This window comes from Sphingomonas sp. LH128, assembly GCF_000293195.2.
Taxonomy (GTDB): domain Bacteria; phylum Pseudomonadota; class Alphaproteobacteria; order Sphingomonadales; family Sphingomonadaceae; genus Novosphingobium; species Novosphingobium resinovorum_A.
Genome location: NZ_ALVC01000154.1, coordinates 1 through 22,739, shown reverse-complemented (window position 1 = coordinate 22,739; position 22,739 = coordinate 1). Strand labels below are relative to the sequence as shown.

The 22,739-nt window shown below is 67.3% G+C and carries 15 protein-coding genes and 1 pseudogene; 11 read left to right on the top strand and 5 right to left on the bottom strand.

The window, feature by feature from the left end; all coding sequences use genetic code 11:
* The 3 genes from LH128_RS13230 to LH128_RS13220 all read left to right on the top strand — a co-directional run.
* Positions 1 to 4,337: SDR family NAD(P)-dependent oxidoreductase (locus tag LH128_RS13230; RefSeq protein WP_008830147.1), on the top strand; the 4,337-nt coding region annotated here is incomplete at its 5' end.
* Positions 4,334 to 5,320 carry a glycosyltransferase family 2 protein gene (locus LH128_RS13225; protein WP_008830146.1) on the top strand — a complete coding sequence of 329 codons (987 nt, stop codon included), beginning with the start codon at positions 4,334 to 4,336 and terminating at the stop codon, positions 5,318 to 5,320. The genes LH128_RS13230 and LH128_RS13225, both read left to right, overlap by 4 nt.
* Before the next feature lie 4 nt (positions 5,321 to 5,324).
* A complete protein-coding gene (locus LH128_RS13220; RefSeq protein ID WP_008830145.1) occupies positions 5,325 to 6,011 on the top strand; it encodes a 4'-phosphopantetheinyl transferase family protein in 687 nt (228 codons plus the stop codon).
* A gap of 39 nt (positions 6,012 to 6,050) precedes the next feature.
* Here LH128_RS13220 and LH128_RS13215 read toward each other — a convergent pair whose 3' ends face one another.
* Both LH128_RS13215 and LH128_RS13210 read right to left on the bottom strand, forming a co-directional pair.
* Positions 6,051 to 6,284 carry a response regulator transcription factor gene (locus LH128_RS13215; protein WP_008830144.1) on the bottom strand — a complete coding sequence of 78 codons (234 nt, stop codon included), beginning with the start codon at positions 6,282 to 6,284 and terminating at the stop codon, positions 6,051 to 6,053.
* Positions 6,285 to 6,501: 217 nt separating this feature from the next.
* Positions 6,502 to 7,335, bottom strand: a complete 834-nt coding sequence (locus LH128_RS13210) for a response regulator transcription factor (protein ID WP_008830143.1) — start codon at positions 7,333 to 7,335, stop codon at positions 6,502 to 6,504.
* 418 nt (positions 7,336 to 7,753) lie between these two features.
* Between LH128_RS13210 and rfbC the strand changes: the two genes are divergently transcribed.
* From rfbC to rfbA, 4 genes are read left to right on the top strand one after another with little or no spacing between them, the layout of a single operon-like run.
* Positions 7,754 to 8,332: a dTDP-4-dehydrorhamnose 3,5-epimerase gene (gene rfbC, locus LH128_RS13205; RefSeq protein ID WP_008830142.1), complete on the top strand. Its 579-nt coding sequence runs from the start codon at positions 7,754 to 7,756 to the stop codon at positions 8,330 to 8,332.
* Complete coding sequence (gene rfbB / locus LH128_RS13200; RefSeq protein ID WP_008830141.1) at positions 8,323 to 9,381, top strand: dTDP-glucose 4,6-dehydratase; 1,059 nt, start codon at positions 8,323 to 8,325, stop codon at positions 9,379 to 9,381. Before rfbC ends, rfbB begins: the two co-directional genes overlap by 10 nt.
* Positions 9,378 to 10,298 carry a dTDP-4-dehydrorhamnose reductase gene (gene rfbD, locus LH128_RS13195; RefSeq protein WP_008830140.1) on the top strand — a complete coding sequence of 307 codons (921 nt, stop codon included), beginning with the start codon at positions 9,378 to 9,380 and terminating at the stop codon, positions 10,296 to 10,298. Before rfbB ends, rfbD begins: the two co-directional genes overlap by 4 nt.
* The gene (gene rfbA / locus LH128_RS13190; RefSeq protein ID WP_008830139.1) at positions 10,295 to 11,230 is read left to right on the top strand and encodes a glucose-1-phosphate thymidylyltransferase RfbA; all 936 of its coding nucleotides are present in this window, start codon (positions 10,295 to 10,297) and stop codon (positions 11,228 to 11,230) included. The genes rfbD and rfbA overlap by 4 nt, the downstream gene beginning before the upstream one ends.
* Before the next feature lie 201 nt (positions 11,231 to 11,431).
* Here the strand turns inward: rfbA and LH128_RS13185 are convergent, their stop codons facing one another.
* Together LH128_RS13185 and LH128_RS13180 are read right to left on the bottom strand one after the other, a co-directional pair.
* Positions 11,432 to 12,682 (bottom strand): family 43 glycosylhydrolase, encoded by a 1,251-nt coding sequence (locus LH128_RS13185; protein ID WP_008830138.1) that lies wholly within the window; start codon positions 12,680 to 12,682, stop codon positions 11,432 to 11,434.
* Between the two features lie 87 nt (positions 12,683 to 12,769).
* Positions 12,770 to 15,625, bottom strand: coding sequence for a TonB-dependent receptor (locus LH128_RS13180; protein WP_008830137.1), 2,856 nt, complete (start codon positions 15,623 to 15,625; stop codon positions 12,770 to 12,772).
* 446 nt (positions 15,626 to 16,071) lie between these two features.
* Here LH128_RS13180 and LH128_RS13175 point away from each other — a divergent pair, with 446 nt between their 5' ends.
* Positions 16,072 to 17,418 (top strand): MFS transporter, encoded by a 1,347-nt coding sequence (locus LH128_RS13175; protein ID WP_051211491.1) that lies wholly within the window; start codon positions 16,072 to 16,074, stop codon positions 17,416 to 17,418.
* On the top strand, positions 17,415 to 19,253 hold the full coding sequence (locus LH128_RS13170; RefSeq protein WP_008830135.1) for a hypothetical protein: 1,839 nt from the start codon (positions 17,415 to 17,417) through the stop codon (positions 19,251 to 19,253). Before LH128_RS13175 ends, LH128_RS13170 begins: the two co-directional genes overlap by 4 nt.
* A gap of 129 nt (positions 19,254 to 19,382) precedes the next feature.
* Here the strand turns inward: LH128_RS13170 and LH128_RS13165 are convergent, their stop codons facing one another.
* The gene (locus tag LH128_RS13165; protein WP_008830134.1) at positions 19,383 to 20,273 is read right to left on the bottom strand and encodes a LysR family transcriptional regulator; all 891 of its coding nucleotides are present in this window, start codon (positions 20,271 to 20,273) and stop codon (positions 19,383 to 19,385) included.
* 161 nt (positions 20,274 to 20,434) lie between these two features.
* Here LH128_RS13165 and kdgD point away from each other — a divergent pair, with 161 nt between their 5' ends.
* Together kdgD and LH128_RS13155 are read left to right on the top strand one after the other, a co-directional pair.
* Complete coding sequence (gene kdgD, locus LH128_RS13160; protein ID WP_008830133.1) at positions 20,435 to 21,361, top strand: 5-dehydro-4-deoxyglucarate dehydratase; 927 nt, start codon at positions 20,435 to 20,437, stop codon at positions 21,359 to 21,361.
* A 226-nt stretch (positions 21,362 to 21,587) separates the two neighbouring features.
* Positions 21,588 to 22,739 (top strand): annotated as a pseudogene (locus LH128_RS13155) (cobaltochelatase subunit CobN); the annotation flags it as partial.

Genomic DNA, 22,739 nt, shown 5'->3' with positions numbered 1-22,739 from the left:
CGGGCGCGGCGGACGCGGTGGCGGCCTTCCTCGACGATTTGCGCGCGCGTGAGATCGAGGCGCAGCCGATCCCCATCGAGGTCGCCGCGCATTCGGCGATGCTCGACCCGATCCTGCCCGAATTCCGCGCCCTGCTGAAGACGATCACGCTGCGCGCCCCGCAAATCCCCTTCGCCTCGAACCTGACCGGGCGCTGGGTGAGCGCGGCGGAGGCGACCGATCCCGAATACTGGGTGCGGCACTTGCGTGAGCCGGTGCGCTATACCGACGGCCTCGAATGCCTGCTGGGCGAGGCGGATCAGGTGCTTCTGGAAGTCGGCCCCGGCCGGGCGATGACCAGCCTCGCCCGCCAGCATCCGGCGCGCAAGGCCGGCCAGCCGGTGGTCGCCTCGATGCGCCATGCGGGCGAGGAGGTTGCCGACGACCAGCGGTTGCTCGAAGCGCTCGGCGAACTCTGGGCGCTGGGCGTCGAGATCGACTGGACCGCATGGTGGGGCGAGGAGCGCCGCCTGCGCGTGCCGCTGCCGACTTATCGCTTCGAGCGCGAACGGCACTGGATCGAGCCGGGCGCGAGCCTGCACACGGCGGCCTCCGGGGGCGATGCCGATACCCGCCTCGCGCTGGGCGACTGGGGCTACGAGCCGGTGTGGAGCCGCGAGGATCCGGTGGCGGGAGAAGCCGTGGGCGGGGCTGCAGGCGGTCCGGCTCTGGTGCTCTGCGATGACGACGGGTTCGGCGCCAGCCTTGCCGCGCGGCTGCGCAAGGCGGGGGTGGAGACCGTCACCGTCCACGCCGCGACGCGCTTTGCCGCGAGCGCCGCCGACGCCTTCGCGCTGCGGCCCGACGTGCGCGAGGACTGGGCGCGGCTGTTCGTCCGGCTGGGCCGTGACGGGCGGATGCCGCGTCAGGTCTATCATTGCTGGCTGGCGGGCGGGGTAGCTGCGCCGAGGCGCAGGGATGCGGCGATCCTCGACCGGGGGCTGCATGCGCTGATCGCGATGGTGCCCGAACTCGCCGCTCAGGTGGACGAGGGGCCGGTGGTCGTCGCGCTCGTCACCGACAAGGCGCAGCGCGTGGCGGGCGATGCGGACCTCATGCCGCTCAAGGCCACGGCGATCGGCGCCGCGCGCACCGTCTCGGCCGAGTATCCGGGACTCGAGGTGCGCGCGATCGACATCGATCTTGCCGCCGTGAACGCCGCCGACCTTGCCGACGCGGTGATCGCCGAGGTTTCCGGCCCCCGTGCTTCCGGCGACGTCGCCTTGCGCGCGGGCGAGCGCTGGACGCTCGCCTACCGCAACGCGCGCGAGCCGCTGGCCGAGGGGCAGGCGACATGGCTGCGCGAGGGCGGTGTCTATCTCGTCACCGGCGGGCAGGGCGGGCTGGGCCTGTCCATCGCCGACCACCTTGCGCGCGGATACAAGGCGCGCCTCGCTCTCGTCGGGCGCAGCGCCTTGCCGCCGCGCGGGGAGTGGGCGCAGCGCCTCGCAAGCGGCGACCTGCCGCTGGGCGTCGAGGACAAGGTGCGCAAGCTGCTCGCGCTCGAAGCGGCGGGGGCGGACGTGGAACTGATCGTCGCCGACGTCGCCGATGCCAAGGCGCTGGCGAAGGGCGTGCGCAGGGCCGTCGCCCGCTTCGGCGCGATCGACGGGGTGTTCCATGCCGCCGGTGCGCTCGACGATGGGCTGATCGAGACCCGCAGCCGCAAGGCGGTGGACGCCGTGCTGCGACCCAAGATCGCGGGCACCCTTGCACTGGAGACCGCGCTGCAAGGTCAGGCGCCGGGCTTCCTGCTGCTCTTTTCCTCGGTCAGCGCCTTTGCGGGGCTGCCGGGGCAGGTGGACTACGCCGCCGCCAACGCCTTCCTCGACGCCTACGCGCAATCCCGGCGCAGCGATCCGCGCACGCGGGTGCAGTCGGTCGGCTGGAGCCAGTGGGCCGAAGTCGGCATGGCCGCCGCGCTCGGCGGGCGCGAGGGCGGAGCGCCTGAAGGAGGGATGGGCGCGCTGCCCGACGACCTCGGGACCGGGAAGGCGATCGAGCATCCCTTCCTCGAACGGCTCTGCACCATTTCCGACGATGAGTTTGTGGTCACCGGCATCCTAACCCCCGTGCGGCATTGGGTGCTCGACGAGCACCGAGTCGTTGATGCCGGTGCGCTGCTGCCCGGGACATCTTTCCTGGAGATGTCTCGGGCAGCAGTTGCGCTGGTCCACCAGGGCGCGCTGGAACTGTCCGACTTCACGTTCCTCAAGCCCTTCGCGGTGCCTGACGGGGAGGCGCGCGGCTTGCGGGTCCATGTCCGTCGGCGGGGCGCGAGCGGGTGGAAGGTCACCATCCTCGGCCGCCCCGAACAGGGCGGCGAATGGACCGAGCACGCACACGGCGTGGTCCGGCCGCACACGCTGACCCCGCTGCGCTCCACGCTCGACCTCGGCGCCATCGCCGAGCGCTGCAGCCCCGCGATCTGCGGCGGCGCCGACCAGCCGATGATGAACTTCGGCCCGCGCTGGGATACGCTCGTGCAGGCGCTTGCTTCCCCTCATGGCGAAGCGCTGCTCCAGTTGGAACTCCCTGCGGCCTACACCGCCGAGGCCGAGGCGATGGGCCTGCACCCGGCGTTGCTCGACTTCGCGACGGCGGGCGCGCAGACGCTGATTCCCGGGCGCGACCGGAGCCGTGATTTCTACGCGCCGTTCACCTATCGCCGCTTTCTCCTCCACGCCCCGCTGCCCGCGCTCGCGTGGAGCCACATCCGGCTGGTCTCCTCCGATGGCCAGACGGCGGTGTTCAACGTGACGATCACTGACGCCGACGGCCTCGTCGTCGCCGAAGTGCGCGAATTCACGATGATGCACATGGGCGACGCGGCGCTGCTCGCGCGCGCCTCCGCGACGCCGCCGCGCGCCGCGAAGGCCGCCACCGGCGAGATCGTGGCAAGCTCCGAGGGCATCCTGCCCGAAGAGGGCACCGAAGTGATCGCGCGCCTGCTCTCGGGCCGGTGCCGCCCGCATACGGTGATCTCGCCCTACGACCTTGCGCCGGTGCTCGCGCGCCTGCGCAGCCCGCCGCGCGCCGCACGCCGCGAGGCTGCCGGCGGCGATCCGGCGGATCTGCCCGCGACCCCGGCCGAACAGGTCATTGCCGACTTGTGGTGCGACCTGCTGGGCATGGAGACGGTCGGGCGGCACGACAACTTCTTCGATCTTGGCGGCCATTCGCTGCTGGCGGTGCAGTTCACCAACCGGCTGCGCAAGAAGACCGGCCGCACCCTGCCGCTCGCGGCGATGCTCGGCCAGCCGACCGTCGCGGGGCTTGCCGCCGTGATCGACCCGGACAGCCGCGCGCCTGACATGCCCGCCGCCGCCGAGGCGGATGCACCGGGTCTTGGCTTGGCTCAGGGCATCGTCACCATCCGCAAGGGCGGCCCGGCCACGCCGCTGTTCCTGATCCACGACGGGCTCGGCGAGACGCTGCTCTATCGCGGCCTGGCGCTGCGACTGGATGGCGCGCGGCCGGTGCTGGGGATCGAGCCGCTGCGCAAGGCGGACGGCAACTATGCCCACACCCGCATCGACGAGATGGCGACGTACTACATCGGCAAGGTGCGCAGCGTTCAGCCGCAAGGCCCGTACCTCCTCGCCGGGCTCTGCGCCGGGGGCGTGATCGCCTTCGAGATGGCGCAGCAACTTCAGGCGATGGGCGAGCAGGTGGCCTTCGTCGGCGTGATCGACGCCGCCGACGTCGAGGCGCGCAAGCACCGCTTCGGCGAGAGCCGAGCCCGCCTTGGCCGCGTGCTCGGCGTGTTGAAGTCCGGCAATCCGCTGCAGATGCTGCCCGACCTCTGCCGCCGCGCCTGGAACCTCGCTCGCTGGGAGATCGAGTCGCGGATGCGGAGGGCCGAGGATCGACGAACCGTCGATGCCCTGCGCGCTGCCGATGCCGGTGACGCGGCGATGGAAGCGGATGCTCCGGCGATCCCGTTCCTCAGGCTCTATGAAGCCGCATACAAGGAACATCGGCCGATCGGCATCCTGCAATCGACCAGCGTGGCGCTGTTCAAGGCGTCCAACGACACCGACCTTGCCGACGATACCCCTTACCGCGCGATCTACCGGGACTTTGCGCTGGGCTGGGGCAAGCGGGTGCGCGAGGACATCGTGATCCTCGACATTCCCGGCGGCCACATGTCGAACCTGCAGGAGCCGCACGTCGCCACGCTCGCCCCGCTGTTCCAGAACGCGCTCGACGATGCCGTGTCCGAGCACGGGCCGTGGAGCCGCGCCGCGGTGATGCAGGAAGAGCGGTTCGACTTCTTCGAGGAGGCGGCGGAATGAGCGGGCGCGCAGTTCGCCGGGGGCTCGACTTCCCGATCGCCGTCGTCATCGTCAACTACCGCACGGCGGCGCTGGTGACGGAATGTCTCGCCAGCCTCGATGTCGAGCGGCGCTCCGGCGCGGGACTGCGGGTGATCGTGGTGGACAACGATTCGCGCGATGGCTCGGCCGAATCGCTCGAAGCCGCGATCGTGCGGGAAGGCTGGGACTGGGCTACGCTGGTGCGTTCGCCGACCAATGGCGGGTTCGGGACGGGATGCAACCTCGGCATCGAGCATGCCCTTCGCGACGGCGAGGCCCGCGCGGTCTGGCTGCTCAATCCCGATACGCGCGTGATGCCCGGCGCGGCCAATGCACTGGCTGCCTTCATGGCGGCAACGCCGCGCGCGGGCGTCGTGGGTACGGCGCTGCTGCTCGCCGATGGCGCGCCGTGGCCTTACGCCTTCCGCTTCCCCACCGTACTCGGCGAACTGGAGCGGGCCTTGCGCTGGGGGCCGGCCTCGCGCCTGCTGGCGAGGCACAGGACGGCCCGGCGGATGGACGGGCGCGCCGAGCAGATCGACTGGGTCTCCGGCGCCAGCATGGCCGTGCGCCGCGAGGCGCTGCAGCAGGGGCTTCGCTTCGACGAGGACTATTTCCTCTACTACGAGGAGACCGACTTCTGCCGCGAGGCGAAAACGCGCGGGTGGCAGTGCTGGTATGCGCCGCGTCCGACGGTGCTGCACGTCGCCGGGCAAAGCACCGGCGTCACCGGCGAGGACGCTCATGCGCGGCGGGTCCCGGGTTACTGGTTCGCATCGCGGCGGCGCTATTTCCGCAAGAACCATGGCTGGGCTTATGCGCTGGCGGCCGATCTCGCCTGGATCGCGGGGCATTGCTTCTACCTCGTGAAGCAGCAGCTGCGCCGCAAGCCGCGCGAGGATCCGCCGCGGCTGCTCAGCGACTTTCTCTGGTTCGGGATGCTCGCGCCCCAACGGCGTTGAGGCCATGGTAGAGGATCTCGTCGCGACACTCGCCCGGCACGGCATCATCGGTGAGCGGATCGCGGCGCCGTTTCCGCTTTGGCTGGTGCGGGCGGATCCGGACAACGCGGGCGACGTTTCCGCGCTCCTGAGTGACGAGGAACGCGCGCGCGCAGATCGGTTCAGGATTTGTGCCCTCGCGCGGCGCTACCTGGCGGCGCATGGCGCGCTGCGCCTGCTGATCGAGGCCGAGTTCGGCATTGCGGCATCGCGGCAGCGCTATGGCGTGAACGATTTCGGCAAGCCGCATCTTCGTGATGTGCCGCATGTGCAGTGCAACATGAGCTACAGCGGAGAGGTCGCGCTCGTCGCTTTCGCGCGGCACGTGGAGATCGGGATCGACATGGAGCGGGTGCGCTCTGTCGACGACGCGGCCGGACTGGCTGCGATGTATTATACCGATCGCGAATTAATGCAGTTGAATGAAAGGCCGGATGCGTTTTCCGACCATGCATTCCTGACGGTCTGGGTCAGGAAGGAAGCCTGTTCTAAGGCACTCGGAAAGGGTCTTTCAATTGCCCCGTCATCGTTCGAGTGCGGTGTGGGCTGCGGCCCGAGGAACGTGCTTGTCGATGGAGAAGTCGTGGAAAGCGATGTTGTCGACCCGAAGGGCGGTTTGCTGATGTCTTGGGCCATGCGAGGCCAGTGTTAGTTCCCAAATACTAACCGACATTCTTGCTTTTCTCTGTACTCAGTTAGCCTGCGACTGAAGCAGTCCTTCGCGGATGACGTAGGCGATCATGTGGGCGCGGTTGCGAGTGCGCGTCTTGAGCCGCACGTTCTCGACGTGGCGTTCGACCGTGCAGGGCGCGATGTTCAGTTCGATCGCGGTTTCCTTCGCCGAACGACCCATGGCCACAAACTGAAGTACGTCCAGTTCGCGTGAAGTCAGCTGGACGTTCTCGGTTCCTTCAATTCGATACATATAAACCCCCGTAGACTCTAATGGGGTCAGTTAACCCCATGAACCCAATGTCGCATCGCTCTAACGGAGAGTCACGCAATATTTTGGGGGAATATACCTAGCTCGTCATCCTCTTGAGGCACTTATCAGTACTATAATGGGACTCTGAAAATTCAGTATAAGCGGCCCATCCGGAACACATGAATATAACAAAAGCAGATAGATGACTCCGGATCACCTATTGTAACAAAGTGTCTCTGCTCTTGCGCGCAATCATCCTGTCGGTCTGGATCGACCCGGAGAAGCGCCTAGTGCTTGAATCGGAAGAGGTCGAGCCATGATCGAACAGACTCGGCTGCGGGGGATGGCTCGTCTGAGGAATATCGACGTTTCCCTCCACGGCCTCCTGACCGACGAGGCTGGAAGGCCTGTTAATTAACTCGCGTGCCATTACTGCGGCCTGGGTACGGTTTTCCACCCCGAGCTTGCGAAGGATGGCCTTAACCGCCGCTTTTACCGCGGCTTCGTTGATGCCCATCTCGCGCGATATCGCCTTGTTGGGCTGGCCGAGTGCAAGATGCTCCAGGACGCGCAGTTCCCGGTCGCGGAACCCGAACGCCTCGATCGCCGGGGCGGGGGCGGCGTGCCGTGTGGTTGCCGGCAGGCTGACGAGGAAGTCGATCACCTCCGGCGGCGCCACCTTCTGCCCGTTCGAGACCATCTGCAGGATCGCGACCAGCGAAAGATAAGGCACGTTGTCGGGAAAATAGGCATAGGCTCCGGCCGCATAGAGAGCGACCATCTCGTCGAAATCGAAAGCGCCGGTAAGCACGATGATCCGCATTTCGGGATGGTCGTGCTGCATGGTTTCGACGATGGCGGTGCAATTATCCTGCAGCAATTCGCGCTCGACGACGAGGATGTGCTGAACCTCTTCTTCGGGAAGACCCAGGTTCAGTTCTTCGAGAGCGGAAACCGATTCCGACACCTCGAAGTCCGCATCCGTGAATATGCGCCTTAGACCTTCGCGGATGATCGAATTCGTGATCGCAATGGAAATGGATGCCGGCATGTCGGTTCGTATGCCCCTCTTCGCATTTTCGCCCCCATGCGTGTCAGGCACCATGGATGATGATTAATAGTTTGACAATGCCGTAAAAATCAGTGCTCGGATGGGTAAGGATTGTTGCTGCGGCGTTGCAGCATTGCGGTAAGTCGATGGGGAACGATTACTGCGGGCCGATGTTCCGGGCGCAAGATACGCGACTGAGCGGCACTTCTATCGGAAGACACGTAATCGTGCCCCTTACGGATTGCGTAAAAGTCATAAAGGCGAAGTCGGAATAGAATACTCGGGGCGGTCATCGCCGAATGGCGGCTGCCCGGCAAATCTGGCTTCTTGTCCCTAGCGGGGCCTGCCGATCGTTGCGGCTACGCGGATACGCGCATCCGGGCTTTCTCGCCCGGCCGGGGGAGCGGGAGCCTCGACCATGATCGTCAAGACCTATGAGATTTCCGGTCCCTGCGCCTTCGTGCCCAGCCGGATCGCCGACACGCGCGGCTGGTTCGCCGAAACCTTCCGGCACGACCTGTTCGCCCGGCACTGCGGCGATGCGGCCTTCGTGCAGGACAACGAGTCCTGCAGCCTTGCCGCCGGCACCGTGCGGGGCCTGCATTACCAGCGCCCGCCGCATGCACAGGGCAAGCTGGTGCGCTGCACCGCGGGCGCGATCATGGACGTGGCGGTGGACATCCGCGCCGGCTCTTCCACCTACGGCCACTGGATCGCCGAGACGCTGACGCCCGACAACGGCACCCAGCTGTGGATACCGCCCGGCTTCGCGCACGGGTTCTGCACGCTGCTGCCCGACACCGTCGTCGCCTACAAGGTCACCGACTACTACTGCGCCGAATGCGACCTCGGCATGCGCTGGAACGACCCGGCTCTGGCGATCGACTGGCCGCAGCTTGCCAACCCGGCCAGCCTCTCTCCCAAAGACCGCGCGCAGCCGTTGCTGTGCGAGCGGCCCGCGCACTTCTTCTTCGAGGAACTTGCCGCATGCGCGTGATGGTGACCGGCGGGGCGGGTTTCATCGGCTCGGCGCTGGTGCGCCATCTGGTGCAGACGCGCGGGGACACCGTCCTCAACCTCGACAAGCTGACCTATGCGGGCAACCTCGCCTCGCTGAACTGCGTGGCCGGGCGCGAGAACTACCGCTTCCTGCGCGCCGACATCTGCGACCGCGCGGCGATGGCCGAAGCCTTCGCGCAGTTCCGCCCCGACCGGGTGATGCACCTTGCCGCCGAAAGCCACGTCGACCGCTCGATCACCGGCGCGGGGGACTTCATCGCCACCAACGTCGTGGGCACCTTCACCCTGCTCGAAGTCGCGCGCGACTACTGGCAGCGCCTGCCCGCTACCGAACGCGACCGCTTCCGCTTCCTCCACGTCTCGACCGACGAGGTCTACGGCTCGCTCGGCGACGAGGGATTGTTCGAGGAGACCACGCCCTACGATCCCAGCTCGCCTTATTCGGCCTCGAAGGCGGCGTCGGATCACCTCGTCAAAGCCTGGTATCGCACGTACGGCTTGCCGGTGGTCGTCTCGAACTGCTCGAACAACTATGGCCCTTATCACTTCCCCGAGAAGCTGATCCCGCTGACCATCCTCAACGCGCTGGAGGGGCGCCGCCTGCCGGTCTACGGCCGGGGCGAGAATGTGCGCGACTGGCTCTATGTCGACGATCACGCGCGCGCGCTGGAGTGCATCGCCTCGCGCGGGCGGCTGGGCGAGACCTACAATGTCGGGGGCCGCAACGAGCGCCGCAACATCGACGTGGTGCGCCGCATCTGCATGATCCTCGATGCGATGGCGCCGGGTCCGGTGCCGCGCGAACGCCTGATCGAATTCGTCGAGGACCGTCCCGGCCACGACGCCCGCTACGCCATCGACGCGAGCAAGCTGGAGAGCGAACTCGGCTGGCAAGCGCAGGAAACCTTCGAGACCGGGATCAGCCGCACCGTCCGGTGGTACATCGACAACGAATGGTGGTGGCGCCCGCTGCGCGCCCGGTACGAAGGCGAGCGCCTCGGGCTGATGCAGGAGGTCGCCGCGTGAGACTGGCGGTCACCGGCACCGGAGGGCAGGTCGTGCGCGCGCTCATGGAGCGGGGCGCGGCGTTCGGGGTCGAGGTCCTGCCGGTCGGACGTCCGGTGCTGGATCTGCTCAGGCCCGAGAGCGTGCGCGATGCGCTGGCCGCCGTGCGCCCCGACGCCATCGTCTCCGCCGCCGCCTACACCGCCGTCGATGCGGCCGAGACCGATCGCCGCAAGGCGCAGGCGGTCAACGAGCACGGGGCGGAGGCGGTAGCGCTTGCCGCGCGCGATCTCGGCGTGCCGCTGGTGCATTTATCCACCGACTACGTCTTGGCCGCCGATGCCAAGGGGCCGCACACAGAGGATGCGCCGACCGATCCAGCCGGGGTCTACGGCGCCACCAAGCTCGCAGGCGAGCGCGCGGTGCTGGCCGCACATGGCGCCGACAGCGCGGTCTTGCGCACGGCCTGGGTCTACAGCCCGTTCGGCGGCAACTTCGTCAAGACCATGCTGAGACTGGCACGAGAGCGGGAGGAGGTCAGCGTCGTCGCCGACCAGTTCAGCAACCCGACCAGCGCGCTCGACATCGCCGAGGGTGTGATCGCGGTCGCGCGCAATCTGCTGGCGGACCCCGATCCGTGCCTGCGCGGCGTGTTCCACCTGACCGGGCAGGGCGACGCCTCATGGGCGCAGCTTGCCGAGGCGGTGTTCGATCTCTCGCACGAAATGGGCGGGCCATGGGCACAGGTCCGCGCCATCCCGACCAGTGCCTATCCCACCGTGGCGCGTCGCCCGGCGGACTCCCGCCTCGACTGCGCGCGCATCGCGGCGGTGCACGGTGTCGCCTTGCCGCCGTGGCGGACCTCCCTGCGCCCTATCGTGCAGCGGCTGGTCGCCCGGCATCACTCCCTTAACCAGTTCGCAGGAGCCTGCTCATGAAAGGCATCATTCTCGCCGGGGGCAGCGGAACGCGCCTCTATCCGATGACGCTGTCGACCTCGAAGCAGCTCATGCCGGTCTACGACAAGCCGATGATCTACTACCCGCTGAGCACGCTGATGCTGGCGGGCATCCGGCAGATCCTGATCATCTCCACCCCGCGTGACCTGCCCGCCTTCCGCGAACTGCTGGGCGATGGGTCGCAATGGGGACTGGAACTGGAATACGCGGTCCAGCCGCGCCCTGACGGGCTGGCGCAGGCTTACGTGATCGGCGCGGATTTCGTGGGCGGGCAGCCCTCGGCGCTGATCCTGGGAGACAACATCTTCCACGGCCACGGCCTGCCCGACCTCCTCGCCCGCGCCGGCGAGCGCCAGCGCGGGGCGAGCGTCTTCGCCTATCATGTGCAGGACCCCGAGCGTTACGGCGTGGTCGAGTTCGACAGCCGGGCGCGCGCCGTCTCGATCGAGGAGAAGCCCAGCCTGCCGCGCTCCAACTGGGCGGTGACCGGGCTCTACTTCTACGACGCGCAAGTGGTGGAGATCGCCGCCAACCTCGCCCCTTCGCCGCGCGGCGAACTGGAGATCACCGACGTCAACCGCGCCTATCTGGAACGCGGCCAGCTGTCGGTGGAGATGATGGGGCGCGGCTACGCCTGGCTCGATACCGGGACGCCCGACAGCCTGATGGACGCAGCTGAATTCGTGCGCATCCTCGAAAAGCGGCAGAGCACCAAGATCGCCAGCCCCGAGGAAGTCGCCTATCGCCGGGGCTTCATCAGCGAAGCGGGACTGGAGCGGGCGATCTCGCGGCTCGGCAAGTCGGACTATGCGCGCTACCTGCGGCACGTGCTGGAGCAGGGCGGGGTTACGCCGGACACCGCGCTGCCGGGCGCGCGGCTGGAAATGGACCCGCATCCCTCGGTGCAGTAAGCGTCGGGCGGTCATTACTCTCCCCCCGCTCAGGCTGAGCGGGGTGGCGGAGGGGCGCTTCTTCTAATTGAAACACTCCTGGTCATCCCCGCGAAGGCGGGGACCCATCTGATGCCGGTGCCACACGAAATGTCGGGAGATGGGTTCCCGCCTTCGCGGGAATGACGGTTCTGTAATTCACGATGATCGCGCACCCAGGAGTTACGTGCGCGGCGTGAAGTCCGGCACCAGATGGCCCTTCTCGTCCATGCGCGCCGGCACGATGCCGGGCTTTTCGCGGAACGGCGCCTCGTCGTCGTTGCCGAAGATGGTGCACCACCAGCGGCCTTCCTTGTCCTTGAAGATGTTGCCGCCGCCGCCGCACGGCACGCTCTCGTAGCGGTCGCGGTACGGGCCGAAAGGCGTGTCCGAGGTCGCCAGCGCGAAGGAATAGCGGTTGGGGTGGAAGCGGTCGACGGCGCCGAGGTAGTATTTGCCGTCATGCTTGAACATCGTCGCGCCCTCGAAGCCGATGTCCTTGAAGCCGCGGTGAACGCACTTCTTGTTGTGGTGCAGCGGGTCGGGGTCAGGGGTTTCCAGCGTGATCGGCGTCCACTCGCCGTCGTAGCCGGACAGGTCGGGCTTCAGGCGCACCATCTCGAAGGCGCCGCCGTACGTCAGGTAGACCGCGCCGTCGTCGTCACCGAACAGGGTGGCGTCGATGCCGTTGCGCAGCGGCTTGTCGGGCGAGAAGGCGTGGACGTAGGGGCCGGTCGCCTTGCCGGTGGTGCTGCGCAGGATCGCGATGCCGGAACGGCTGATCGAATGGCAGATGTAGTAATTGCCGTTGATGTAGTGGATCTCCGGCGCCCAGATCGCGCGGAAGTAGTCGCCCTTGCGCACGGTCCACTGTTTTTCCCAGCCGCCGTCCTTCTCGATGCTCCAGACGAGGCCGAGGTAGTCCCACTCCTTGAGATCGGCCGAGCGCCAGAGTTCGACACCGTCGTTGGCCTTCCAGATGTCGTCGCCGGTGGAGCCGGTCATGTAGTAGAAACCGTCACCGCCGAGGCATACGATGGTGTCGCGCAAGTGGACGTGGATCAGCGGCTTCACCGGCGGGATCAGGCCCTGCGTGACGACGCGGCCGGAGTCGGAATCGTTCCACGGCAGCGCGTTCTTCGGCGGCGCGCCGGGGCCGTTGAAGCGCACGCCCTTGCGGTCCACCGCCGCCTCGCTGGTGACCCAGCCGCCGCGCTCGGTTTCGGGAGTGACCGGAAGGCCGGGACCGCTGCGCGTGGCGACGTCGTAGTAGCCGGGCGGGGGAGGCGCGATCGGACGGCCGTTGTCGTCCTCGACCGGGAAGGGTGTGCGCTTCAAAGGCTCGGCGGCAAGGCCGAGCGAGGGGCGCGTGCCCAGCAGCGCGAGGCTGCCGGCAACCACCGCGCGGCGGCTCAGTTCGAAGCCCTTGGTCACGTCATCTCTCCCGGTTTGGATAGCGCTATCAATTTTGGACCGAAAAAATCCCGGCCCTCGCGGTTAAGCGGGGGCCGGGACAGGTCGTCAGTACTTGAAGCGGACGCCGAAGTAGAACTGGCGGCCGAAGCTGTGGTTGAGGACGACGCGGTCGGCATCGCCGATGTACATGTCCTTGACCTCGTTCGTCAGGTTGTTGCCCTCGATGGTGAGGGTGATCTTGTCGGTCAGGTTGACGCCGATCGAGGCATCGACGTTGATCGCGCTGTTGACGCCTTCCTGCGTGCTCTGATCGCGCGCGCCGCCGCCGAACGCTTCGACGTAGCCCGAACGGTAGGACACCGAGCCGCGCAGGGAGAGCAGCTTGTCCTCGTAGAACAGAGTGCCGTTGGCGGTGTGCTTGGACAGGTTGGTCAGCGGGCCGACCACGGTGCCGATGCCGCCGGGGCCGGGGTACTTGAGGTCCGCCTTGACGTACGTGTAGTTCGCCAGGATGCCGAGGTTGCTGAGGAAGCCCGGCAGGAAGTCCAGCTGGTGCTGGTAGTTCAGCTCGAAGCCCTTGAGCTTGCCGCCGTCGCCGTTGATCGTGCGGCGCACGGTCACCGGCACGTTGGCGGGCAGGCCCTGGTCGGTCGCGAGGTTGAGCGGGAAGCCCAGCTGGTCGAACGGCACCAGCGTCGAGATCTGCGTGCCCGAAAGCGAGCCGATGTCCTTCTGGAACAGGCTGATGCCCAGCAGCGAGCCCGGTGCGAAGTACCATTCGGCCGAGAAGTCGAGGTTGAACGCCTCGGTCGGGTTCAGGTAGGGGTTGCCCTGGTTGAAGACCTGGTTCGCCTGCTGCAGGATCAGGTTGCCGCCGGGCGACAGCGCGCCGAGGCCCGGACGGGTGATCACCTGCGCGGCGCCGAAGCGCAGCAGGAAGTCGGGGGTGATCTCTGCCACGAGGTTCATCGAGGGCAGCCAGTTCTCGTAGCTGCGCTTGACGGTGATCGGGGTGGCGACGCCGCTGGAGAGACCATACCCGAACGAGGTCTGGCCGGTCTTCACGTAGCGCACGCCCGCATCGCCCCGGAACATGATGCCGCCGATCTCGCGCTCGAAATCGATCTGGAACCACGCCGCCTTGTCGACTTCCTTGATCGAGCCGGTGTTGCTGGCCGCCGTCGCGTTGGGGTTCGTACCCGCCACGTCACGTCCGTTGACGCGGAAGTCCACGTCGCGGCCGTTGATGTTGGTCACGCAGTTGCAATAGATATTGAGCGTATCGACGAAGCCCTGCAGGTCGGGGATCACGTAGCCCGAATAGTTCGGATCGCCGGTCTTGCCGTTTAACGGCTTGGTCAGCGCCGCGACCTGCGCGGGCGTCAGCGTGCCAGAGGAGGTTTCGGCGACGAAGCGGCGGCTCTCGAAAGTCTCGTAACGGAAGCGGCGGTATTCGCCGCCGAACGACAGCTTGAAGCCGTCGGCCACGTCCCACTCCGCGCCCAGCTTGGTCGAGAGGTAGTCGTTGGTGACCTCGTTCCTGCGGATGCGCACGTCCGAGGTGCCGTTGGTGAACGACCAGCTGGCCGGATCGCTGGGATCGAAGCCCCAGTTGATGGTCGGCGCGCGGCTGTTGTCGCGGTAGTCCCACGAGAAGCCGTCCGAGTTGGCGCGGTCGAGCACAACGGTGGTCTGCTCGGGGCTGTCGAACTTGGACTTGGAGTAGCCCGCATAGCCGTTGAGGCGGAAGGTATCGCTCAGTTCCTGCTTCACCACGGTGTTGTACTGGTAGAAGGTGGTGCTGAAGCGGTCGTGGCGCGATTCGATGCGCATGTCGACGTCGTCGAACACGCCGTAGACCAGCGAGTTGTTGTCATCGACCACGCCGTCGCGGATGATGGTCTGCGACTTGCCCGAAGCGCCCGAGCGGCTGAACGAGAGCGCCTCGATGTAGTTTTCCCAGCGCTGCGTCTTGGACTTCGCATAGAGCCCCTCGACGACGATTTCGGTGCGATCCGAGGGCTTCCACTGGACGGCGCCGGTGAGACCCAGGCGCTTGATGTCGTTCTTCCAGCTGTCGTAGCGGGGAATGCGCGGGTGATAGATCAGGTCGCCCCAGTTCGAACCGTCAGCGGCGGGGGCCTGGTTGATCTGGGCGGCGGTGTAGCCGGGCAGGGTGGAGGCCGCGTTGAAGCCGCCGTTCACGCCCGCCGGGCTCCAGCGCACGGTCGAGTGGCCTTCCTCCTCGATGGTGCGGGTGGAGTACGCGGCCGAGGCGAGGACGCCGAACGTGCCCGAATCGTTCTGCCAGCTGACAAGGCCCGCAAGGCGCGGGTCCCAAGCCTTCGACAGATCGTTGTAGCCTGCGCGGGCGGACCCGGCGACGACGAAATTGTCCTTGAAGTCCAGCGGGCGGGCGGCCTGCAGGTCCACCGTGGCGCCGAGCGAGCCCTCTTCGACCGAGGCCGAGGCGGTCTTGCGCACGGTCAGCGAGTTGAACAGTTCCGAGGCGAAGATGTTGAAGTCGAAACCGCGGCCGCGGTTGACGCCGCCGCCTGCGTCCGAACCGCCGGTGGTCGCCACGGCTTCCATGCCGTTGATGCGCACGCGGGTATATTCGGGGCCAAGGCCGCGCACCGAGATCGCGCGACCCTCACCGCCTTCGCGGCTGATCGCGACGCCGGGAATGCGCTGGAGCGATTCCGCCAGGTTGTTGTCGGGGAACTTGGCGACGTCCTCGGCCTTGATCACGTCCACTGCGGCGGTGGACTGGCGCTTTTCGGCCTGCGCGGTCTGCACCGAGTTACGGAAGCCGGTGACGATGATGTCGGCGGGCGTCGCGCCATCGATCTCGGAAGTCTGCGCGTCCTGCGCATAGACCGGCGAGATGCAGGCGACGGCCAGAACGGTCGCGGACGCACCGCGCACCAGGCGACGACGAAGAATTGCGGAACTGCGCACCCTGATTTCCTCCCCATTTGTAGACCGGCGACGCGGGACTTTCCCGTCCTCGCCTTGACCGGCCCAGCCTCCCTTTTATGGTCGAGCTTGATACCGGTGTCAGAGACTACGAACAACACGCAGATTGATACGCCCGGCGCTTCATTGCTTCGTGCGCGAAAAGGGGCTTGATCGATGCAGTCGGTGCATCGGTTTGGGGAAGAAAGCGGGATTGTCGAATGCCGAACCTCCGTCCCGTCATTGCGAGCGCAGCGAAGCAATCCAGGGCAATTCCACCCCGCCCTGGATTGCTTCGCTACGCTCGCAATGACGAAGCGACGGCGGCGATGCGCAGCGCACATCGATCAAGCTGCACAGCGGCATGGATGGAGTGGACGCCGCGCGCGTAAGTCTGAAGGCACGGAAAAAGCCGCAAACCAGTGCGGCGGATGTGGGGCGATGGAGAGATGGATTTGTCAGGTTCGATAGAAGCGGCCACCCCGACGGGTACGCGCCCGACGAAGGTGCGTTTTCTCATCATCGCGCTGATCTTCGTCATCACCTCGCTGAACTACGCGGACCGTTCGACCTTCTCGATCGCGGGGGCTTCGGCCTCGGCGGAGCTGGGGCTCGATGCGGTGCAGACCGGGTTCATCCTCTCCGCCTTCGCCTGGGCCTATTCGCTGGCGCAGATCCCCGGCGGCGCGCTGCTCGACCGGTTCGGGACGCGGCCGATCTACATCGCCGCGATCGGGACATGGTCGTTCTTCACGGTGCTGCAGGGCTTCGCGGGCTTCATCCTCGGCGCGACGGTGGTGACGCAGCTGTTCCTGCTGCGCTTCCTCGTGGGTCTGTGCGAGGCGCCCTCGTTCCCCGGCAATGCGCGCATCGTCGCCGCCTGGTTCCCGGCGCGCGAGCGCGGGACGGCTTCGGCGATCTTCAATTCGGCGCAGTATTTCTCGCTGGTGGCCTTCGCGCCGCTGATGGGCTGGGTGGTCCATGAATTCGGCTGGCGTGCGGTGTTCTTCGTGATGGGCGCGCTGGGCCTGATGGCGATGTGCGCCTTCGCCGCCTTCATCCGCGAGCCGACGCGCCACAAGTGGGCCAACGCCGCCGAAGTCGAACTGATCCGCGAAGGCGGCGGCCTTGTCGAACCGGAAGGCCGCAAGGACAAGGCCGCCGAGCCGACCTTCACCTGGAGCAACGTGCGCCAGCTGCTGACCAGCCGCATGATGATCGGCGTCTACCTCGGCCAGTACTGCATCAACGTGCTGACCTATTTCTTCGTGACGTGGTTCCCGATCTATCTGGTCAAGGATCGCGGCTTCAACATCATGGAGGCCGGCTTCGTCGCCGCGCTGCCCGCGTTGTGCGGCTTCGTCGGCGGTGTGGCGGGCGGCGTGATGTCGGACATGCTGCTGGCGCGCACCGGCTCGATCACGCTGGCGCGCAAGGCGCCGCTGCTGGCGGGGATGCTGCTCGCCAGCCTCATCATGGTCGCGGCCAAAGTGGAGAGCCAGGTCGGCGTGGTGCTGCTGATGTCGGTCGCGTTCTTCGGCAAGGGCGTCGCCTCGCTCGGCTGGGCGGTGATGTCCGACGTGGCGCCGCGCAAGCTGGCGGGTCTGGCGGGCGGCGTGTTCAACACCTTCGGCAATGCCGCCGGGATCGTCACGCCCATCGTCGTGGGCATCCTCGTCGCGCAGGCGGGATCGTTCGACACTGCGCTCGTCTTCGTCGGCGCGCATTGCCTCTTGACCATCGTTGCCTATTTCGTCGTCGTGCAGAAGCTCGAGCGACTGGAGCTTGCCGCATGAATCTCGACCGTCGTACCGTACTGCTGGCCACCGGCGCGCTGATGCTGGTTCCGGCCATAGCCCGCGCCGGATCGGCCGAGATCGCCATCGACACGCCGATGGCCGCGCCTCGCTGGGCGGTGCTGCAGCGCCACCTCATCGCCATGCAGGGTGACGCTGCCCGCGCCTTCCACGACCGCTACTTCAATGAGAAGCACGAGATCGAGGCGTTCCTGCGCTGGGGCGCCAACGACGGCCCCGACGACGCCATCGAGGCGATCAACGACTGGCCCTACCTCTACCTCATCGGCGGCGAGGCGGGCCTGCTCGACCTCGCACAAAAGGTGCAGGAAGCCCACTTCGCGCAATACTCCCGCGCCCGCACCAAAGACGTGCTGATGGGCCGGAACGGCATGTACGTGCGCGAATTCCCGCCGCAGATGGACTGGCAGCACATCAGCGAGGGCCTGACCACCTTCAACCAGCTCGGCCTGTGCAGCCCGGACGACCGCAAGCTGATCGAGCGCGCCCGCCGCTTCGCCGATTTCTACACCGGCCGCGATCCCATCGCGCGCAACTACGATCCGAAGCTGAGGCTCATCCGTTCGATGTTCAACGGCAGCATCGGCCCGCTGATGCGCCCGGCGACGATGCTCGACTGGGCGGGCGACCCCTTCGACACCGCGCCGTTCGAGATGGTCCACGGCGAATCGAGCTACAAGGACACGCTGGAGCACTACCGCGAATATACCGAGACGGTCGGCGACAACCCGCTGAACCTGCATTCGACCGCGTTGGGCTTCAACGCCTGGATGCTGACCGGCGAAGCGCGCTTCCGCGACTGGATGCTGGAGTATGTCGAGGCATGGGCGGCGCGGGCAAAGGCCAACGGCGGCATCCTGCCCAGCAATATCGGGCCGGACGGCAAGGTCGGCGGCGGCGCGGGCGGTCACTGGTGGGGCGGCACCTACGGCTGGGGGTTCAGCCCGATCAACCCCGTCACCGGCAAGCGCGAGGACCGCAACCGCATCCCGCGCGCGATCATGGGCTTCATGAATGCCTATATGGCGACCGGCGACGACCGCTACCTGCAAGTCTGGCGCGACCAGAACGCGGCGATCAACGCACAGTCGCGCAAGATCGACGGGGTGCTCTCCGCACCCACGATGCACGGTGCGCAGGGGTGGTACAGCTTCAAGCCCGGCCCCTACCGCTTCAATACCGGCGAGATCTGGTACTTGTCGCAAGCCGAGGCCGACCGCGCGGCGATGGAGCCGACGCCGTGGACGCAGTTCCTCGACGGCAAGCAGGACGGCTGGGCCGAACAGTCGCTGCTGGACGACATGGAGCGCGTGCGCACCCAGATGGTCCGCGTCCACGAGGACAGGACGACTGCCGCCACTCGCCTTGCCGACAACCCGATCGAGCGTAACCCGGTCTCGGTGACGGCGCTGCTGCACCAGACCATGGGCGCGATCCACGTCGCGCGGCCGCCGTGGTCGAAGACCTCTCCCAACCAGGGCGGCACGCTGCTCTTCGCGCGGTTGCGGCACTTCGACGCCGACCGCAAGCGTCCGGGTCTGCCCGAAGACGTGGCGGCACTGGTAGAGAAGATGGATGCCGGGACGACGACGCTCTCGCTGGTGAACCTCAACCCTGCGCTGGCGCGGCGGCTGGTGATCCGCGGCGGCGGCTATGGCGAGCATCGCATCGAGGCGGTGCGGATCGGCGACAGGCGCATGCCGGTGGGCGATCGCGACGTGGCGCTCAGGCTGGAGCCGGGCGCGGGTGCGCGGGTGGTGCTGGAGATGAACCGGTTCAGCCAGCCGCCGACACTGGCGTGGCCGCAGATGTAATCGTCGTCCCGGACTTGATCCGGGACCGCTGGCCATGAACGGCCCACCTTGCTGCGCGCGCAGCACGCTCTCGCCTAAAGACAGCCACCGGTCCCGGATCAGGTCCGGGACGACGTCATTACTATCGCGTCATTCCGCCATCGCCTTCAGACACAGTTCCCTGAACGCCGGCAGCGCCGGGTTCTCGCTCTCCCGCCGCCACGCCAGATGCAGTTCGACCGGCGCGGCGGGCTCGCTCTCGAAGGGCCGGAACACCACCCCGCGCGGATGGAGCCCCGCCGCCGCCTCGGGCACGATCCCAGGCGCGAGCCCCGCGCCGACCAGCCCCAGCAATGAGTGGATCTGCGTCACGTACTGCACGTAGCTGGGCGCTGCCCCGGCCCGCTCGAACAGGCTGGACAGCAGCAGGTTGAAGTACCCGGCCCCGCGCTGGGCGTACATGACGAGATCCTGCCCGTCGAAATCCCCCGGCGCGAAACGCTCCTGCCCCGCGCGCGGATCGTCCTCGTGCAGCGCCACCAGCAGGCTTTCCAGCAGCAGCGGCGCCGAATCGAACTGCACCTTGTCCACCGGCGGGCGCACCAGCGCGAGGTCGATCATGCCGGTATGCAGCGCCTCGAACTGATCGCCCGAGACCAATTCGTGCAGTTGCAGTTCCAGCCCCGGCAGTTCCACCGCCGCGCGCTTGACGATGCGCGGCAGCAGGACATAGCCCGAGACCGCCGTAAAGCCGATCGAGATGCGCCCGGTCTCCCCCTTCCACACCCGCCGCGCCGCCAGCGCCGCGCTTTCGGACAGGCGCACGATGCGCCGCGCTTCGTGGAGGAAGGTCTCGCCCGCCAGCGTCAGCGTCACTCGGCGGCTGGTGCGGTTGAACAGCTCGACGCCGAGGATGCGTTCGAGCACCTGGATCTGGCGGCTGAGCGGCGACTGGGTCATGTGCAGCCGCTCGGCGGCGCGGCCGAAGTGCAGTTCCTCGGCGAGGACGACGAAGCAGCGCAAGTGCGTGAGTTCGAACATCGTCCATGCCTACCGCGCATGAGGCCGGAGGAAAAGCGCGCGATGCATCGATGGGCGCTGATCGATGCCGCTGCGACATAAATCGATCCAGTCCCAGCGATGGGCGCGGCCGCCCCGCGCAGGTAGCAAAGGCTCTACAGGATCAATTGGAGCATTAAGCGATGTCGCCTCAGGATTTGGCCGCCCGTATCGGCGGGGGTCTCCTCTCGTTTCCGGTCACGCATTTCGACGCCGACCTGAAGTTCGACGAGGCGGCCTATCGCGACCATCTCGGCTGGCTGTCGGACTACGACGTGGCCGGCCTGTTCGCGGCGGGCGGCACCGGCGAGTTCTTCTCGCTTACTCCGGCTGAAGTCCCGGGAATCGTCAAGGCGGCGGTCGAGGAAGCGGCGGGCAAGGTGCCCGTGCTCTCGGGCTGCGGCTACGGCACCGCGATCGCGGTGGAAATGGCGCAGAACGTAGAGAAGGCCGGCGCCAACGGGTTGCTGTTGCTGCCGCCCTACCTCGTCAACTCGACTCAGGAGGGCCTTGCCGCCCACATCGAGGCGGTGTGCAAGGCGACTTCGCTGGGTGTCATCGTCTACAACCGCGACAACGCGATCGTCACCGAGGACACGCTGGCCGGTCTTGCCGAGCGCAACCCCAATCTCATCGGCTACAAGGACGGCGTCGGCGACGTCGAACTGATGATGCGCATCTACGCGAAGCTGGGTGACCGCCTGACCTACATCGGCGGTCTGCCCACGGCCGAGACCTTCGCCCCCGCCTATCTGGAGATGGGCGTGACGACGTATTCCTCGGCGATCTTCAACTTCATGCCGGAGTGGGCGCTGGCTTTCTACAAGTCGGTCCGCGCGCGCGACAAGGCGGCGATCCTGGCGGGCCTGACCGACTTCGTGCTGCCCTACATTGCCATCCGCAATCGCGGCACCGGCTATGCGGTGTCGATCGTCAAGGCGGGCATGAACGTGATCGGCCGCCCGGCGGGTCCGGTCCGCTCGCCGCTGACCGATCTCTCCGCAGAAGAGCAGGCGATGCTCGCCGCGCTCGTCGAGAAGGCCCAGGCTTCGCTGCGCGAGACGGCCTGACGGTACTCACCCAAGGCGCGGGTGGCTCCAAACGTCCGCGCCGTGACGCAGGGATGAACTTGCTCCCACCCCTCCGGGAGCCGGTTCATCCCTGTTTTTTGTGTCCGTCGTCCCGGACTTGATCCGGGACCGCTGGCCGTGACCAGCCCACCTTGCCGCGCGCACCTGCAAGCTACCGCCTGAAGATTTGCCAGCGGTCCCGGATCAAGTCCGGGACGACGACCTGCCGCGCACCGCCGCCGTCCTCCACGCCATCGCCGCCGACCTCGCCCCGCGCGTGGACGCCTGCGGCCCCGCTGAAAGCGCCGCCCTGCTCGCAGGGCTCGACGGCCGCTTCGTCCTGCCCGGACCCTCTGGCGCCCCCACGCGCGGCCGCCCGGACGTGCTGCCCACCGGGCGCAACTTCTACTCGGTCGATACCCGCGCGGTGCCCACCGCCGTCGCCTGGGATCTCGGCCAGCGCTCCGCAGAGTTGCTGGTGGAGGACTACCTCCAGCGCGAGGGCGAATACCCAAGGGCCATCGCGCTCTCCGCATGGGGCACCGCCAACATGCGCACCGGCGGCGACGACATCGCGCAGGCCCTCGCGCTGATGGGCGTGCGCCCGCGCTGGGAGTGGACCTCGGGCCGCGTCACCGGGTTCGAGATGATGACGCTCGCCGAACTGGGCCGCCCGCGCGTGGACGTGACCTTGCGCGTCTCGGGCTTCTTTCGCGACGCCTTTCCCGAGCAGATGGACCTCATCGACAGCGCCGCCCGCGCCGTCATGGCGCTGGAGGAAAGCGCCGAAGACAACCCCGCCGCCGCCCGCCACCGCGCCGAAACCGCGATGCTCGCCGCTGAAGGGCAGGACGAAACCGTCGCCGCCCGCCGCGCCGGAGCCCGCGTGTTCGGCTCGAAACCGGGGGCCTACGGCGCCGGTCTGCAGGCGATGATCGACGAGAAGCTGTGGCATGACCGCGCCGACCTCGCGAACGTCTACCTCGACTGGGGCAGCTACGCCTATGGCGCGGGTGTCGAGGGCGATGCCGAGCGCGATCTCTACGCAGCCCGGCTGACGCAGGCCGACGCGGTGGTCCAGAACCAGGACAACCGCGAGCACGACCTGCTCGACAGCGACGATTACTACCAGTTCGAGGGCGGCATCGCCGCTGCGGTCGAGCACCTGAAGGGCCGCGCGCCGGTCAGCTACCACAACGATCACTCGCGCCCCGAACGCCCGGTCATCCGCACGCTGGCGGACGAAATCGGCCGCATCGTAAGGGGCCGCGTGACCAATCCCAAATGGATCGCGGGCGTCATGCGCCACGGCTACAAGGGCGCGTTCGAGATCGCCGCCTCGGTGGACTACCTCTTCGCCTTCGCCGCGACGACCAGC

What these genes read in the sequence shown, in the direction of transcription:
- LH128_RS13170 (WP_008830135.1), top strand. Translation starts at nt 17,415, where the DNA reads ATGAATCTCGACCGTCGTACCGTACTGCTGGCCACCGGCGCGCTGATG.
- LH128_RS13220 (WP_008830145.1), top strand. Translation starts at nt 5,325, where the DNA reads ATGGTAGAGGATCTCGTCGCGACACTCGCCCGGCACGGCATCATCGGT.
- LH128_RS13225 (WP_008830146.1), top strand. Translation starts at nt 4,334, where the DNA reads ATGAGCGGGCGCGCAGTTCGCCGGGGGCTCGACTTCCCGATCGCCGTC.
- rfbB (WP_008830141.1), top strand. Translation starts at nt 8,323, where the DNA reads ATGCGCGTGATGGTGACCGGCGGGGCGGGTTTCATCGGCTCGGCGCTG.
- LH128_RS13215 (WP_008830144.1), bottom strand. Translation starts at nt 6,284, where the DNA reads ATGTATCGAATTGAAGGAACCGAGAACGTCCAGCTGACTTCACGCGAA.
- LH128_RS13210 (WP_008830143.1), bottom strand. Translation starts at nt 7,335, where the DNA reads ATGCCGGCATCCATTTCCATTGCGATCACGAATTCGATCATCCGCGAA.
- rfbC (WP_008830142.1), top strand. Translation starts at nt 7,754, where the DNA reads ATGATCGTCAAGACCTATGAGATTTCCGGTCCCTGCGCCTTCGTGCCC.
- LH128_RS13175 (WP_051211491.1), top strand. Translation starts at nt 16,072, where the DNA reads ATGGATTTGTCAGGTTCGATAGAAGCGGCCACCCCGACGGGTACGCGC.
- LH128_RS13165 (WP_008830134.1), bottom strand. Translation starts at nt 20,273, where the DNA reads ATGTTCGAACTCACGCACTTGCGCTGCTTCGTCGTCCTCGCCGAGGAA.
- rfbA (WP_008830139.1), top strand. Translation starts at nt 10,295, where the DNA reads ATGAAAGGCATCATTCTCGCCGGGGGCAGCGGAACGCGCCTCTATCCG.
- kdgD (WP_008830133.1), top strand. Translation starts at nt 20,435, where the DNA reads ATGTCGCCTCAGGATTTGGCCGCCCGTATCGGCGGGGGTCTCCTCTCG.